Source organism: Corynebacterium sp. LaCa_282 (genome assembly GCF_057198125.1).
In genome coordinates this window covers 125,659-139,373 of the sequence record NZ_CP191095.1, presented here as the reverse complement: position 1 = coordinate 139,373, position 13,715 = coordinate 125,659, and the positions used below count along the sequence as shown (strand labels likewise).

Annotated in this window: 15 protein-coding genes and 1 tRNA gene; 8 read left to right on the top strand and 8 right to left on the bottom strand. The window is 58.4% G+C overall.

Annotated elements, in window-relative coordinates; all coding sequences use genetic code 11:
* Nucleotides 1-58: 58 nt before the first annotated feature.
* A complete protein-coding gene (locus ACP8KU_RS00670; RefSeq protein WP_126318002.1) occupies nucleotides 59-952 on the bottom strand; it encodes an AbfB domain-containing protein in 894 nt (297 codons plus the stop codon).
* A 41-nt stretch (nucleotides 953-993) separates the two neighbouring features.
* Nucleotides 994-2,298, bottom strand: a complete 1,305-nt coding sequence (locus ACP8KU_RS00665) for an LGFP repeat-containing protein (RefSeq protein ID WP_126318000.1) — start codon at nucleotides 2,296-2,298, stop codon at nucleotides 994-996.
* A gap of 366 nt (nucleotides 2,299-2,664) precedes the next feature.
* Here ACP8KU_RS00665 and ACP8KU_RS00660 point away from each other — a divergent pair, with 366 nt between their 5' ends.
* Nucleotides 2,665-2,958 carry a hypothetical protein gene (locus ACP8KU_RS00660; protein WP_023016521.1) on the top strand — a complete coding sequence of 98 codons (294 nt, stop codon included), beginning with the start codon at nucleotides 2,665-2,667 and terminating at the stop codon, nucleotides 2,956-2,958.
* Nucleotides 2,959-3,067: 109 nt separating this feature from the next.
* Here the strand turns inward: ACP8KU_RS00660 and ACP8KU_RS00655 are convergent.
* A tRNA-Ser gene (locus tag ACP8KU_RS00655) sits at nucleotides 3,068-3,152 on the bottom strand.
* Nucleotides 3,153-3,280: 128 nt separating this feature from the next.
* Here ACP8KU_RS00655 and ACP8KU_RS00650 point away from each other — a divergent pair.
* Nucleotides 3,281-4,237: an NAD(P)H-quinone oxidoreductase gene (locus ACP8KU_RS00650; protein WP_484484173.1), complete on the top strand. Its 957-nt coding sequence runs from the start codon at nucleotides 3,281-3,283 to the stop codon at nucleotides 4,235-4,237.
* 28 nt (nucleotides 4,238-4,265) lie between these two features.
* On the opposite strand, the gene ACP8KU_RS00645 is transcribed toward ACP8KU_RS00650, so the two are convergent.
* On the bottom strand, nucleotides 4,266-5,519 hold the full coding sequence (locus ACP8KU_RS00645) for an aminotransferase class V-fold PLP-dependent enzyme (protein ID WP_023016519.1): 1,254 nt from the start codon (nucleotides 5,517-5,519) through the stop codon (nucleotides 4,266-4,268).
* A 214-nt stretch (nucleotides 5,520-5,733) separates the two neighbouring features.
* On the opposite strand from ACP8KU_RS00645, the gene wzm reads away from it, so the two are divergent.
* Nucleotides 5,734-6,585: a galactan export ABC transporter permease subunit Wzm/RfbD gene (wzm, locus tag ACP8KU_RS00640; RefSeq protein ID WP_042404151.1), complete on the top strand. Its 852-nt coding sequence runs from the start codon at nucleotides 5,734-5,736 to the stop codon at nucleotides 6,583-6,585.
* A 55-nt stretch (nucleotides 6,586-6,640) separates the two neighbouring features.
* A complete protein-coding gene (gene wzt, locus ACP8KU_RS00635; protein ID WP_005276318.1) occupies nucleotides 6,641-7,441 on the top strand; it encodes a galactan export ABC transporter ATP-binding subunit Wzt/RfbE in 801 nt (266 codons plus the stop codon).
* Nucleotides 7,442-7,444: 3 nt separating this feature from the next.
* On the opposite strand, the gene ACP8KU_RS00630 is transcribed toward wzt, so the two are convergent.
* Nucleotides 7,445-8,110, bottom strand: a complete 666-nt coding sequence (locus ACP8KU_RS00630; RefSeq protein WP_034666764.1) for a GNAT family N-acetyltransferase — start codon at nucleotides 8,108-8,110, stop codon at nucleotides 7,445-7,447.
* A 62-nt stretch (nucleotides 8,111-8,172) separates the two neighbouring features.
* Here ACP8KU_RS00630 and glfT1 point away from each other — a divergent pair, with 62 nt between their 5' ends.
* Nucleotides 8,173-9,099, top strand: a complete 927-nt coding sequence (gene glfT1 / locus ACP8KU_RS00625) for a galactofuranosyltransferase GlfT1 (protein WP_198011985.1) — start codon at nucleotides 8,173-8,175, stop codon at nucleotides 9,097-9,099.
* A 12-nt stretch (nucleotides 9,100-9,111) separates the two neighbouring features.
* Here the strand turns inward: glfT1 and ACP8KU_RS00620 are convergent, their stop codons facing one another.
* The 3 genes from ACP8KU_RS00620 to ACP8KU_RS00610 are packed head-to-tail and all read right to left on the bottom strand — an operon-like array spanning nucleotide 9,112 to nucleotide 10,946.
* Nucleotides 9,112-9,552, bottom strand: coding sequence for a GtrA family protein (locus ACP8KU_RS00620; protein ID WP_005280656.1), 441 nt, complete (start codon nucleotides 9,550-9,552; stop codon nucleotides 9,112-9,114).
* An 11-nt stretch (nucleotides 9,553-9,563) separates the two neighbouring features.
* A complete protein-coding gene (locus ACP8KU_RS00615) occupies nucleotides 9,564-10,472 on the bottom strand; it encodes a plasmid pRiA4b ORF-3 family protein (protein ID WP_484483817.1) in 909 nt (302 codons plus the stop codon).
* 9 nt (nucleotides 10,473-10,481) lie between these two features.
* The gene (locus ACP8KU_RS00610; RefSeq protein ID WP_023028110.1) at nucleotides 10,482-10,946 is read right to left on the bottom strand and encodes a hypothetical protein; all 465 of its coding nucleotides are present in this window, start codon (nucleotides 10,944-10,946) and stop codon (nucleotides 10,482-10,484) included.
* A gap of 34 nt (nucleotides 10,947-10,980) precedes the next feature.
* Between ACP8KU_RS00610 and ACP8KU_RS00605 the strand changes: the two genes are divergently transcribed.
* The 3 genes from ACP8KU_RS00605 to dprE2 all read left to right on the top strand — a co-directional run bounded on the left by ACP8KU_RS00605 (nucleotide 10,981) and on the right by dprE2 (nucleotide 13,603).
* Complete coding sequence (locus tag ACP8KU_RS00605; RefSeq protein WP_023028109.1) at nucleotides 10,981-11,256, top strand: hypothetical protein; 276 nt, start codon at nucleotides 10,981-10,983, stop codon at nucleotides 11,254-11,256.
* Nucleotides 11,257-11,383: 127 nt separating this feature from the next.
* Nucleotides 11,384-12,799 (top strand): decaprenylphosphoryl-beta-D-ribose oxidase, encoded by a 1,416-nt coding sequence (gene dprE1 / locus ACP8KU_RS00600; protein ID WP_284624802.1) that lies wholly within the window; start codon nucleotides 11,384-11,386, stop codon nucleotides 12,797-12,799.
* A gap of 45 nt (nucleotides 12,800-12,844) precedes the next feature.
* On the top strand, nucleotides 12,845-13,603 hold the full coding sequence (dprE2, locus tag ACP8KU_RS00595; RefSeq protein WP_484483816.1) for a decaprenylphospho-beta-D-erythro-pentofuranosid-2-ulose 2-reductase: 759 nt from the start codon (nucleotides 12,845-12,847) through the stop codon (nucleotides 13,601-13,603).
* The last annotated feature ends 112 nt before the right edge of the window (nucleotides 13,604-13,715 follow it).

The window sequence follows — 13,715 nt, the reverse complement described above, 5'->3', positions numbered from 1 at the left end:
GCAGCCTGAAGAAAGGCAGGCATACACAGTGGCGGCCCTTTTATTACATGTTTTGCGTTTACTTCCCGGGTAGGGCAAGGCCCTGGTCAATAAACCACACCGATTCACTCGTGCGAGAAGTGGTGGTCGCAATCTTTTGCGTCCCACTTGCTGTGAGAACACGATTTTGATTTAATGCCGAGGCAAGGCGAGTTCCTGTGGGGATTTCGGCCACACTCGCAGGACACCACGTTGCGCCTTTGGCGTTCGGGTTGCTTTGAACAGATACTGATCCGTTAGATTGCATGGTCAAGTAGACGCCCGAGTATGCAGCTGCTTCCAAGGACAGGCACTGAGAGCCATCGCGGGCTGGGACTACTTTAAAAGACGCATCGAGGCGATCATTAAAGCCTGAGTTTCTATCTATGCTTGATAGTTCTACTCCAGACCACGACAACCGCAGTATTTTTCCACCTGCATACCGTCCAGCAGCACGCATACTGATCACGTGTGGGTTGACTGTATCCACGCTAAGGTCGCCAGTGCCAGCACCATTTGAGGTCGCCACCGGGGTAACCTGCATTTCAACAACAGTAGAACGATTATGTCCGACGTCGATGCTTTGGATTTTTCCTGGTTCCACTACTCTCTGCCAGTACACTTCACCATCGGGCAATTTAAAGGCCACTGAAACCGGCACTTTTAAGCGATTGACAACTCCATACGATCCCGTAATGTTCACGGCCACCCAGCCTGTGGGCTTTGTAAGGAAAAAGCACGCTTTAGAGTTTTCCAGCTCGGAAGAATCAATACGCACATACTCCGCGCCAGTAGCACAGTCTTTTTGAACGAGGCCACCGTCACCTGCTGTGATGGTCACAGGTATTCCCGCTAGTGCAGGAGAGGTAGCAAGACCAGCAGAAACTATGCAGGTAAGCACTCCAATAGATAAGCGTTGAACAAAAGAGTTCACAATAGGCTCCTTGAATCTAGATACATGGATAAACACTATGGCTACTGTGCCAACGGGATATACGTCGTCGAGGAAGAGTCAATTGTTGAACGCACAGTTCCGGCAAACTTGCTCCATACCTGTGAACCAATGTGATCGGAGCTAAAAGGACCTTGAACCTTTGAGGTCTGTGTCGGACCAAAGGATTCAACTACGAGACGAACCCATGTTTTGTCAGAGCCGGTGTAGGAAGTTTCTACGCTGTCGTTGTCAAAGACAACATTGTCATCACCGGCATTGGGGGAAGTTACTTCATCGAATCGGATGTTTAGTGTTCTGCCGCCGCCTTCAGGATGATCGCTAGCAGTAACCAGTGAGAATCCCTCATCAGAGATACGTTCTACGGTTACTTTGCTTTTAGCTCCGCCCACACCGGTAAAAGTGCATACAGAGCCCTCGGTAATTTCGTCAGGACACCCTGAGAGGGGAAAGTATTTATCCATGTTTTGGATAACCTCTCGATAGACCCCGGCTGCATGCCACCGCTTGAAGTCGGTGGTGTTAAACAGTGGATAAATCTGACGGTAGCTTGAAATATTTTGATTGTCATAAGCCTCTAGGGCCTTGCCAGTAGGCTTAAAATACTGAATAGATCCGCCCTGGAAATCCTGCTTTATGCCTCCGCCTGCAGCGTATTTTTCCGATGTGGGAAACTTCAAAGAGCTACGTTCCCATCCCTGACTTCCCCAGAAATCCCGAATGGGGCCAGAAATACTGTGGCCTCCGCTAGCTTGTGACCAGTAAATAGATCCGCCTTGAAAATGGTTGTAGCGCCCAGTCTTTTCCGGGGTAAGCAACTCATCGGTGGTTGGGTACCCTAGCTCACCGGTCTCCCAGCCTTGCTGAGCCCATTTATCGCGAATGCCTCCCCACACTTGATGAGCATCAGTCTCTGGCGACCAGTAGATAGACCCGCCCTGAAAATGATTGAACCGCCCCTTACCATCAGGGGTCTTCAACTCATCCGTAATGGGATATCCCAAGGCCGCGCCTTCCCAGCCAAGATCCCCCCACTTATTGCGAATACGCCCACCCACTTGGTGAGCAATTCCATTATCAACACCAGCATGCCAATAAATGGAGGCATCCTTAGCAAACACCTGGAACCGACCATTATTTTTAGCTACACGCTCATCAGTTGTAGCGTCGCCAAAAGTCTGCCACCCACCAAGCCGGTGATACGCCTCTTCAATACGGCCACCAATCCAATGGCCGTGAAAAACCTTGGCGCTTGAAACACCAGCACCAGCAAAAGTAACACTGGCACATACCGCAATAGTTGCAGTCAACTTCTTAGCGAATTTCATCCGTAGCCCTTTCCCGCCACCGCATTTAAAAACAGCTAAACACCAGATAATTGACAGATAAGGTTAGGGTAGCCTTATGCATACGGGTAGTCCATAGTTAAATATTTAGGAACTTTCTTAAAACCTAAATAATTCACCAAAACGCCAGGTAACACATGCACAGCCTTGATTTTCAAATCCTGGAACGACACTCGAACCAACCTATATGGGGGTATATTAGACCCTAATCTAAACATTCATGCTGCACATACAGTCTCGACAGTGTAAGAAACTGAGAGCTTCCGCCCCATTTGGGCAAGGTGGGGGTCCCGGTGTTACGCCTTGTAGTTGTCTCTGTAATCTGGTAAGAGGCAGCGAAGGTCATGTATGGGGGTATTAATTTCGTGGGGTGGGCCTAGGCAAAAGCCAGCCTCAACAATCTCACACAAGAATGGCGCACCAGAAAAGACATCGTCTGGGACAGAAGGCAAAGTCACCGTCCGCTACGACGGCAAGCTCTTCCACCTAGGCATCGGGCGCGCATTCAAGAAACAAAAATCCTCATGGCCATCGCCGACAACCACATCACTAGCTGCGACCGGAGAAATCATCACCGAGCACTACATCGACACAGCCCGCGACTACCAAAAGCCCTACTGGAAAAAGGAGACCTACCCCTAAACCCTAAATAACAGAAAAACCGGCACCCCAGAACAAAAACAACTGAGGTGCCGGTTTGTCAACGATGTCGCGACTGACCTGTCAAGCATGTCGCGACTCATGACACCTGCGGAGACGGCGGGATTTGAACCCGCGGAGGAATAAACCTCGCCGGTTTTCAAGACCGGTGCATTCGGCCGCTCTGCCACGTCTCCATCGTGCCGAAAAGGCAACTTGGTTAGCTTACTAAACGGTTCCGCGCGAATCACATTGCCCCACGAGGAAATTGACGTGGCGCACACCACACCTTCTCCATTAGATTGGCGGTATGAGTGCTACACAGATGAAGGCAATCGTCCAAACCGATCCTGATACCCCACGGTCGCTAGAGCTGCAGGACGTAGACGTTCCTGAGCTGCGTTCCGGCGAGGTACTGGTGAAGGTGAAGGCCGCGGGCGTCAACCGCGGCGATATTCTGCAGACGATGGGCGCGTACCCGCCGCCACCAGGGGCATCGGACATCATCGGCTTGGAGGCCGCCGGCGTGATTGAGGATGTCGGCGATACGAACTGGAAGGTCGGCACCGAGGTCGGATGCCTACTCGCAGGCGGCGGCTATGCGGAATACGTCGCGGTCCCGCAGGGTCAACTCCTTCCGCTGCCCAAGGGATTTAGCTTGGAAGAAACCGCGGCCGTGGTTGAGGTCGGCTGCACCGTGTGGTCCAACTTGGGCATCGAGGCGGGCCTGCACGAGGGCCAGCGCGTGCTCATCCACGGCGGTGGCGGCGGCATCGGCACCTTTGCCATCCAGGTAGCAAAGGCGCTGGGCGCTGAGGTGGCTGTTACTGCCGGATCGCAGGAAAAACTGGAGCGCTGCCGCGAGCTTGGCGCGGATATTCTCATCAACTACAAGGAGCAGGAGTTCGTCGACGAGCTCAAGGGCAGCTGCGATGTCATCCTGGATATCATCGGCGCGAAGTACCTGGAAAAGAACATGAAGTGCCTGGCCAAGGACGGCAAGCTCATCATCATTGGCATGCAGGGCGGCACCAAGGCGGATATCAACTTAGCCCCCATGCTGCCGAAGCGCCTAACCATTCAGGGCACGACGCTGCGCGCGCGTGACTTGGACGATAAGGCAGAGATCGTCGCCGGGACCATCAAAAATGTGTGGCCCATGCTGGAAGATGGCCGCGTGAAGCACGCGCTGCATGGCACGTACCCGCTTGCCGATGCCGCCCAAGCCCACACCGCCCTCGACAGCGGCGAGGTCACCGGCACTCTGGTCCTTACGGTGTAGCTTCCCGGCGCGCCTTACTCAAGCGAACCTAGGCGAGCGAGGCAACGACGCGAACGAGGTGCTCGATATCGTAGTGGGTATTAAACGGGCCTAATGCCACGGTGACGGCACCGCCGATCTCTTCCACGCCCATTTCCGTAAGCAGCGGCGTTTGCGGGGCCAGGGTGGTGACGAGCCCATTATCAAAGAGGCGCTTGTACACCGTCTCTGCGGGCACGCCCTGGACTGCAAAGGTAAGGCGCGGCAAGCGATTATCGGACGCACCCGCTGCTGCCTCGCCGGTAATACCCAGGATGTGCACGGCGGGAAGCGTGCTCAAAAATGAGTACAGATCCGCGCGCAAGTCCTCGAGGTATGCATTCAAGGCGGTCATGGACTTATTAAGCCGCACCCGGCGCGATCCCTTATCCCCACCGGCCAGGGCCGCGAGGTGGTCTACCAGTGGCCCCACGCCGCCGGCCAAGCCGGAGGAGACGGGGGTTTCTAGCTTGCGGCCGTCTTCCTTGGAATAAATGGGATTTAGGGCATCCAGGCGGCGGAGCATGCGCGTATCGCGGAAGACCAAGGCGGCCATCTGCGGCCCGCCCAGCAGCCCGATATCGATACCCACAATATCCGCGCCCAGCTCATCGAAGCGGATGGGGCGGTAGGGCGCGATTGCGGAGACATCGAGAAGCGTCCAGGCACGCGAGCGCCCCCGCACCGTGTCAATGATCTCCTCGGCCGGGGATACCGTGCCCAGAAGCTCATGCGCGGCGGAAAAGGAGACGAGCCTGGTGGAGCCATCGACAAGCTCCGCGAACTGGAACCCCGGCAATTCGCCGGTGCCCAGATCCGGCTGCGCCCAGCGGATATCGGCGCGCACCTCAGAAAAAGCGGAATACAGCGTGGGCGGGTCCAGCTTGGACAGCACCACCGAGGAGTTGCTGCCCAATAGCGGGCGTGCCGCGCGCGCTAAGGATTGATACAGCACGGGCAAGGATGGGCCAAGGACCACGCGGTCCGCCTTGGAACCGGTGAGATCCGCAATGGCCATGCGCGCTGCCGCGTAGTTGCCATCGCCTGCCAACCGACCCGGCTCTGGCGCGGCCGAGTGGGCGCCGCCTGGGCCCTCTTGCGTCGCTACCGCCGTCGCCATCCGGAAGGACCGGGCAACGCCGGAGGTCACGCGCTCCGAAATTTGGGGCACCGCGTGCGCGTTGAGGTACGTCCAGCCATCAGATAGCCCGGTGTACAAACCTCGCGCACTAAAGACGTCATAGTGTGCCGAAGCTGCTGGCATTAGGTCCCCTTCTTCATCGCGCTGAACAACTGCCACCACGTGGCGGTCGATTCCCTACTGTATACGCATTTGGCTTCAGTTTCCCAAATCTGAATTTTCCCTGGGCATCGCTGTTTTCGCAGGCTAGCGGCGTGTAGTTCCCCGTTTGCCCAGCACGCGCGCTAGGGTGTTGGGCGTGCAAGATAACAATCAACTGCGCGCTGATATCGCCCGCATGACCTCCCAGCCAGAAGGCGAGGCCGTCCCAGCGTCCCAGTCCATGACCCTCAAGGCTGCTTTCGCGGACCTTACGCGGGGTGCACAGCAGCGTGAGCTGTGGTTCAAGCTGGGCCTGCAAGATATCAAGCAGCGCTACCGCCGCTCTGTCCTTGGCCCGTTCTGGATCACCATCGCCACCGGTGTGATGGCGCTTGCCTTGGGCCTGCTGTATTCCATGCTTTTCCAGATTCCCGTCGCGGAATTCCTTCCCCACGTCACCGTGGGCCTTATTATGTGGACCTTCATCTCGGGCTGCATCAAGGAAGGCGCCACGGTCTTTATTGAAAATGAGGGACTGATTAAGCAGCTTCCCGCCCCGCTTTCGGTGCACGTGTACCGCCTGGTGTGGCGCCAAACGCTGTTTTTGGGCCATAACCTCATCATCTGGCTCTTGCTCATTATGATCTTCCCGCGCAACCTGGGCTGGGAATTCTTCCTCTTCATCCCCGGGCTGCTCCTCCTGCTCATCAACGGTGTGTGGGTCACCATGTTCTTTGGCATCATCGCCACGCGCTTTCGCGATGTTGCCCCGCTGCTAGAGGCCCTGACGCAGCTATTGTTCTACGTCACCCCGATTGTCTGGATGACCAATACGCTCAAGGACCAAGGCGGTGCGGTGGCAGACCGCGCCCGCATCGCGGAAATCAACCCGCTGTATCACTACCTGGAAATCGTGCGCGCCCCAATGATTGGGGAACCCGTTGCTGCCTACCACTGGTGGATCGTCATCGGCTGCACCGCAATCGGCTTGTTCATCGCCGGGCTAGTCATGCGCAAGTGGCGCTTCCGCGTGAGCTACTGGGTATAGCTTCCCGTCCTTGTCTCCCACCCCACCATGAGGCTCGTTGAAAGGATAAAAACTGATGGTCTCAATCGATACGTATAACGCGTGCGTGGACTTTCCCATCTTTGATGCCAAATCCCGCTCCCTAAAAAAGGCCATGCTTTCTACCGCGGGCGGTGCCATTGGGAAAAATGCCCACAACACCGTGGTGGTTGAGGCGCTGCGGGATATTAACCTGCACCTGCGCGAAGGCGATCGCGTCGGGCTCGTTGGCCACAATGGCGCCGGCAAGTCCACGCTGCTGCGCCTGCTCTCCGGCATCTACGAGCCCACGCGCGGTACTGCCGATGTCCGCGGGCGCGTCGCCCCCGTCTTTGACTTGGGCGTGGGCATGGACCCAGAGGTATCCGGCTACGACAACATCATCATCCGCGGGCTGTTTTTGGGCCAATCCATCAAGCAGATGAAGAAAAAGATGGATGAGATCGCGGAGTTCTCCGAGCTGGGCGATTACTTATCGATGCCCCTGCGCACCTACTCCACCGGTATGCGCGTGCGCCTGGCACTCGGCGTGGTGACCTCCATCGAGCCGGAAATCCTGCTGCTGGATGAGGGCATCGGCGCCGTCGACGCCGCCTTCATGGCCAAGGCCCGCGTGCGCCTGCAAGAGCTGGTTAAGCGCTCCGGTATTTTGGTCTTTGCCTCCCACTCCAATGACTTTTTGGCGCAGCTGTGCAATACCGCGCTGTGGATCGATCACGGCGAAATCCGCTCCGTGGGCGAGGTCTCCGAGGTCGTGGGCCAGTACGAGGGCCCAGAAGTAGGCGAATACGTGCGCGATCTGCGCCAGCGCTTTGAGGGCGAAGAGGCAGCCGGGTAGAAGCTAGCGCAGCATCCCTAGCAGCTGCTGGCTCAGCCCGGAGACCTCCACGTGCAGGTCATCCGGGCGTTTATAGGTGTCGGCCTCCACGCGCGCAGTCACGTGCCGCTGCGAACTATTCTCTGGCCCCGCCTTTTCTTCTCCTTCAGAAACCCCCTGGTAACCCAGCTTCTGGCTCACCCGCGCCGAGGCCTCATTCTGTGCCACCCAGCTCGTGGTCATCGCCTGCGCACCCAGGTAATCGAGCCCAAAGGCCACCACCGCGTGCCGGATGAGCGTGCCCACACCCTGGCCCTGGAACCGGTGAAAGACCCAGGAACCGGTCGCGATTTCTCGCGCCATAGCAAAGTCCTGCGCCCGCGCATCGATGGTGCCCAGGATTTCCCCCGAATGCACCTCGCGCACGATGAAATCCAAGGACCATTTCTCTGGGCGCAGCTGCGCGCGGTTGGTCCACCGGAACTGGGCCGCCGCTGCAGGCGTATTCATCCCGGGCTTAAAGAGCCACGGAAAGGCATAATCCGGAATGTCTGCGCCGTAGATATCCTCTGCCGCCACACCGGCGATTGCCGCAATATCCTCATCGCGCATCACGCGGAGTTCGATGCCGGGGTGGGTAGTATCGCTCGCGTATATCCTTAGCCCGAACGGTGGCCACATGCTTTCCATAGAAAGTCAGCTTAGCCCACGCGGAGTGTTTATCCGCGGCAGATCCATTCCCCGGTGGCAAGATGGAACGCATGACTGCCACCCTTGATTCCACCGGTACCACCGCTGCCGTCATTGTCACTCACCAGCGCGCGGACTTGCTGCGCGCCTCGCTCGAAAAGGTAGTCAACCAAACCCACCCCGTCGAGTGGGTCATCGTGGTGGATAATGGCGCCGAAGATGCGGTCCGTGACGCGGTGGAATCCCTGGCAGGTGATCGAGCGGTCTATGTGCCGTCCAAGACCAACCTGGGCGGTGCGGGCGGTTTCGCCCTCGGTTTTCTTACCGCGCTATCGCTCGGTGCCGACGCCGTGTGGTGCGCCGATGATGATGGCCGCCCCGCCGATTACGGCGTATTAGAAGAGCTCTACCGCGTGGCAGGAAATAATAACCTGCACGAAGTCTCACCTGCCGTGTGCAATATCGACGATCCCGGCCGCCTGGCCTTCCCGTTGCGCCAAGGGTTGGTGTGGCGCCGCCGCATGGAGGAACTCGAGGGAGACTTCCTGCCCGGCATCGCCTCTCTGTTTAACGGCGCCCTGATTTCCGCCGCGGCGATGCAAACCATCGGCGTGCCGGATTATCGCCTCTTCATCCGCGGCGATGAGGTGGAATACCACCGCCGCTTGGTCAACTCCGGGCTGTCCTTCGGCACCGCCTTGACCACCAGCTACCTGCACCCAGATGGCTCGGATGAATTCAAGCCCATCCTGGGCGGCAAGATGCATACCCAGTACCCAGAAGGCGAGTTCAAGCGCTATTTCACCTACCGCAACCGCGGCTACCTGCTGTGGCAGCGCGGCATGCGCAAGCTTTTGCCCCAGGAATTTGCCCGCTTTGGCTGGTTCTTCTTGGTCCAACGCCACGATCCGGCAGGCTTCCTGGAGTGGCTCAAGCTGCACAACCGCGGGCGCCGCGAGGATTTCCGCCGCCCCGGCACTCGCTCCTAAGGCGCAGCAGACCTACTTTTCTTTAAAGATAAAGACCCGCTGGATGGCAAAGTTGGTCACCGTCGCCACGCCCTGGGCAATGACAAAGGCGATGGTGTCTTTCACCGCGCCCTCAAAGCCTAAGGAAATCAGCGGCTCATTGAGCACCCAGTACAAGAAATTCTGCACGGCAAAGGTGGATACGTATAACACGCCCACCGTCGCGGCCGTGCGGCCGGACACCTTCGTTCCAAAGGTCCAGCGCGCATTGGCCAGGTAGGCAGCGATGGTGCCAAAGACCCAACCAATCGCCTTCGCCCCAGAGCGGTGCAGACCTAGATGGGTCAATAACAGCGTCAACCCATAGTCAATGACGGCGGCAAAGACGCCTACCGCAATAAATCGCACCAGCTGCTGCTTCAAAGAGCTGGAGGGGCGCTTTACTTCTGCAGCATCTTCAAGTGGATTAGTCACAGGCAGTTAGCTTACCCGCGCAGCAGCGCGCGGTACATGTCTAGGCGGTACACCGGCGCGGCGGCGTCCTTGCCGTAGGCACCAATCTGGGATAGCTGGTGCAAGGAGGCATCGCACAGCGCGCGAATCTCCGCGCCTTTCAAGGTGTTGCCATCATCGTTGACCCAGCCCAAGGCATCCATGGTGGTTTCCACCACGGAATCGGTCAGCTCGTCACCGCCCATGCAGGATAGCGCCAAGGCCATGGACCAAAAGGCATCCTTGCCCTCGTTGGTAACCTCACGCGGCAGGCTAGCCAGTGCCTCGGCGGTGGCCGCCGGTAGGTCGCTTCCACGGTTTAAGTCCATGGCCTGTAAGAGGGGAACAAAGTCATAAAGCTTGGTGCGCTCGATGAGCGCCCTTACCTGGGGTTTAACCTGTGCCAGGACTTCATCGGTGATCTTTTCACCGGTTAATGCCCGGTTCACCGCGGTAAGTTCAAAGGGTGCAAAGAGGCTGCCCGAGCCGCCCACGCACAGCGCGCTGGGGGTGCCATTATCGCGGGGATAGATTTCCGCGACCACCAGCTCAAAGTCCCAGAGCCCCCACACAAAATCGATCTGGTCTCCCTCGCGCCAGAGGAATTCGGAAGCTTGACGCTCTGGATCAAGGCGCGGACCGCGGGCATCGGTGTGTTCATAAAAATGCCACGGGGACTTTTCATCCGGCAGCCCAAAGCAGATATGCAGTACTTTCTGCAGCTCGTGCAGGGTAAGTGCATCGCTAAAGCCGATTTGGCGGTGGACCTCCTCATCCGCGCGGATATTGGAGGCTTGGCAGATGACGGTGAGCGGTTCTCGCTTGAGCGACAGCAGCAGGTCAGCACGGCGAGCCCGTGCCTGTCCAATATCGGTGACCCCTGCATTCATGGGCCCCACCATACGCAAATTTTAAGAAGCCAGTTTTTCTATATCGCGCGCTTCTAGCTCGCTGATGATAAACGTCGCCGCCGCGCCGATAGCTCCCAACAGCGTCCACGGGCGCTTAACGCCGCGCTTGCGCAGGAAAGACACCACCTTGCGGGACACGGCTACATCGGCCCACAAAGCAAGGCCCACCAAGATGAGCACCGCCGCCAAAATGGCCCAAAGTTTCAGGCCCTTATCCGCAAATTCCTGCGGGGAGCGCGGTTCATCGCCGTCCTCTTCGGCCTGGGCGTTGGTATAGGCCACCAATGCGCCAAAACCAATCGTGGACAAAACGTAAGCGGTGATAAGGCCTTTTTTGGATTTGATCCAATCTGGGTAGGAGGTGACGATGCCCTGTGCGGCCGCTTGGGTGATTCGGCCTGCCAAGGTGTCATCGAGGGCGTAATTATCGCGGGATTTTTCTGCTACTTCGTGGTTGTTTGTCATAGCGACCACTCTAAGCGGCGGTAAGCTATTGCGCATGTACTCGGAAAAGACAGAGCATATGACACCCGCCCAACAAGCCGCTCAGGATGAGCGGGCCGAGGACGATAAGCGCAACGGGCATTTTGAAGCAACAGAGCACACCAATCTGCCGCTCAGCCCCTTTATGACGCGCCTGATGGCAGAGGAAATGCCGATTTTGGATTCCACTTCGCGGCGCCGCGTGTACGAGATTTTAGGCACCTACCAAGGGCCCACCATTGAGTCCCAAGCAGGCCTGCCGGAAGAAATCCGCGAGATCATGGATCTCTGAAACACACCATTCGGGGCCGCCTGTATGCCCCACGATGTTTTAAATATCACGAACGTCACTCCAGCCACCGCACTATGAGCTAGGTAGGCTGGTACATCGATACAATCCGTCGAGCAAAGAGTAAGAGATGGAACTACATACCACCGAAAAGTCCCTGCACGGCTGGGGCCGCACCGCCCCCACGACCGCCCATGTGCTGTCCACGGAAGACGTGGACGTCATCAAGAACGCAGTGGCACAGGTTGCGGAAGATAACTCGGACAAGCCCGCCCACCTGCGCCGCGGCGTCATCGCCCGCGGCATGGGACGCTCCTATGGTGACCCCGCCCAAAATGGCGGCGGCCTGGTCATCGACATGCAAAAGCTGAACAAGATCCACTCCATTGACCCGGAGACCGCGCTTGTCGATGTCGATGGTGGCGTCACCCTCGACCAGCTCATGAAGGCCGCGCTGCCCTATGGCCTGTGGGTTCCGGTCCTGCCGGGCACCCGCCAGGTCACCATCGGCGGCGCCATCGGCCCCGATATCCACGGCAAGAACCACCACTCCGCCGGTTCCTTTGGCAACCACGTAGTTTCCATCGAGCTGCTGGTTGCTGATGGCCGCGTACTCCACCTCACCCCAGAGGGCAGCGAGGATGACCCCAGTGGTGAGCTCTTCTGGGCCACCATCGGCGGCATGGGCCTTACCGGCATCATCCTGCGCGCTACCATCCGCATGACCAAGACGGAGACCGCCTACTTCATCGCGGATACGGATCGCACCGATAACCTGGAAGAAACCATTGCCTTCCACTCGGATGGTTCGGAGCACAACTACACCTATTCCTCCGCCTGGTTCGATGTCATCTCCCCAGAGCCGAAGCTAGGCCGCTCCACCATTTCCCGCGGCTCGCTGGCCACCTTGGCGCAGCTCGAGGAATTGGCCCCCAAGCTGGCGAAGGATCCGCTGAAGTTCAACGCGCCGCAGCTGATGACCGTGCCGGATATCTTCCCGTCTTGGACGCTGAATAAGCTCAGCCTGTCCGCTGTGGGCTTGGCCTACTACACCATGGGCGCGCCGGCGAAGAACCAGGTCAAGAACTTGACGCAGTTCTACCAGCCGCTCGATCTCATTGGTGAGTGGAACCGCGGCTACGGTTCCAAGGGCTTTTTGCAGTACCAGTTCGTCGTTCCCACGGAGGCCGTGGAGCCGTTCAAGGAGATCATTCGCGATATCCAGCGCTCCGGCCACTACTCCGCACTGAACGTATTCAAGCTCTTCGGCGAAGGAAACCGCGCGCCGCTGTCGTACCCGATGCCTGGCTGGAACGTCTGCGTGGACTTCCCCATCCGCCCGGGCTTGGGCGAGCTTCTCGATGACCTGGATCGCCGCGTCATGGAGTTTGGCGGCCGCCTGTACTTGGCAAAGGAATCGCGCACCTCTGCCGAGAACTTCCACCAGATGTACCCGGGCCTAGAAGGCTGGCTCAAGACCCGCAATGACATCGACCCCACCGGGGTCTTTGCCTCCGATATGTCCCGCCGCCTCGAGCTGCACTAATCACTGGACTCATCACCACCCCTCATGAAGGAGATTTTTTAAACCATGCTTAATGCAGTAGGCCAAGCCCAGCACATCCTGCTTTTGGGCGGTACCTCTGAAATCGGCCTCGGCGTCGTTGCCGAATTCCTTGAGCGCGGCCCCGCCAAGGTCACCCTGGCTGCCCGCGCCCAGTCCCCGCGCATCGAAAAGGCGCAGGCTGACCTGAAAGCCCGCGGCGCGGATGTCGAGATCGTGGACTTTGATGCCACCGACTTTGACTCGCACCCGGCGGTCATCGATAAGGCCTGGGAGCGCGGCGATGTCGATATCGCCATCGTGGCCTTTGGCACCCTGGGGGATCAGGAAGAGCTGTGGAAAAGTCACGACAAGGCCGTGGCTTCTGCCCAGACCAACTACACCGCGCCCGTCTCCGTCGGCGTGCTGTTGGCCGAAAAGTTCAAGCACCAGGGCCACGGCACCATCGTGGCGATGTCCTCGGTGGCCGGCATGCGCGTGCGCCGCTCCAACTTTGTCTACGGCGCCTCCAAGGCCGGCGTGGATGGTTTTTACATCAACTTGGATGAAGCGCTGCGCGGTACCGGTGCCAACGTGCTCGTCGTTCGGCCGGGCCAGGTTCGCACCAAGATGTCGGCCGAGGCCGGCGATGCCCCGCTGACCGTCAACGTCTCTGACGTGGCCAAGGCCACCGTGCAGGCAGTACTGGATGGCAAGCAATCCATCTACGTCCACCCGCTGTTCAAGTACGTCTCACTGGCGTTCAAGTTCATTCCGCAGCCCATCTTCCGCAAGCTGCCGTTCTAACCGCGGTTCCGGCGTGCCTCGCAGCGCGCAGGGTACGCAGGGCCCCTAAAAGGCCCGCGGCCCTGCGCGCTTTGCTAGTTAATAAGCCAGCTCACACCGCGCCTTATCCCAG

What these genes read in the sequence shown, in the direction of transcription:
- ACP8KU_RS00610 (WP_023028110.1), bottom strand. Translation starts at nt 10,946, where the DNA reads ATGACAAACAACCACGAAGTAGCAGAAAAATCCCGCGATAATTACGCC.
- dprE1 (WP_284624802.1), top strand. Translation starts at nt 11,384, where the DNA reads ATGGAACTACATACCACCGAAAAGTCCCTGCACGGCTGGGGCCGCACC.
- glfT1 (WP_198011985.1), top strand. Translation starts at nt 8,173, where the DNA reads ATGGAACGCATGACTGCCACCCTTGATTCCACCGGTACCACCGCTGCC.
- ACP8KU_RS00660 (WP_023016521.1), top strand. Translation starts at nt 2,665, where the DNA reads ATGGGGGTATTAATTTCGTGGGGTGGGCCTAGGCAAAAGCCAGCCTCA.
- wzm (WP_042404151.1), top strand. Translation starts at nt 5,734, where the DNA reads ATGACCTCCCAGCCAGAAGGCGAGGCCGTCCCAGCGTCCCAGTCCATG.
- ACP8KU_RS00615 (WP_484483817.1), bottom strand. Translation starts at nt 10,472, where the DNA reads ATGGTGGGGCCCATGAATGCAGGGGTCACCGATATTGGACAGGCACGG.
- ACP8KU_RS00665 (WP_126318000.1), bottom strand. Translation starts at nt 2,298, where the DNA reads ATGAAATTCGCTAAGAAGTTGACTGCAACTATTGCGGTATGTGCCAGT.
- wzt (WP_005276318.1), top strand. Translation starts at nt 6,641, where the DNA reads ATGGTCTCAATCGATACGTATAACGCGTGCGTGGACTTTCCCATCTTT.
- ACP8KU_RS00645 (WP_023016519.1), bottom strand. Translation starts at nt 5,519, where the DNA reads ATGCCAGCAGCTTCGGCACACTATGACGTCTTTAGTGCGCGAGGTTTG.
- ACP8KU_RS00630 (WP_034666764.1), bottom strand. Translation starts at nt 8,110, where the DNA reads ATGGAAAGCATGTGGCCACCGTTCGGGCTAAGGATATACGCGAGCGAT.
- ACP8KU_RS00605 (WP_023028109.1), top strand. Translation starts at nt 10,981, where the DNA reads ATGTACTCGGAAAAGACAGAGCATATGACACCCGCCCAACAAGCCGCT.
- dprE2 (WP_484483816.1), top strand. Translation starts at nt 12,845, where the DNA reads ATGCTTAATGCAGTAGGCCAAGCCCAGCACATCCTGCTTTTGGGCGGT.
- ACP8KU_RS00650 (WP_484484173.1), top strand. Translation starts at nt 3,281, where the DNA reads ATGAAGGCAATCGTCCAAACCGATCCTGATACCCCACGGTCGCTAGAG.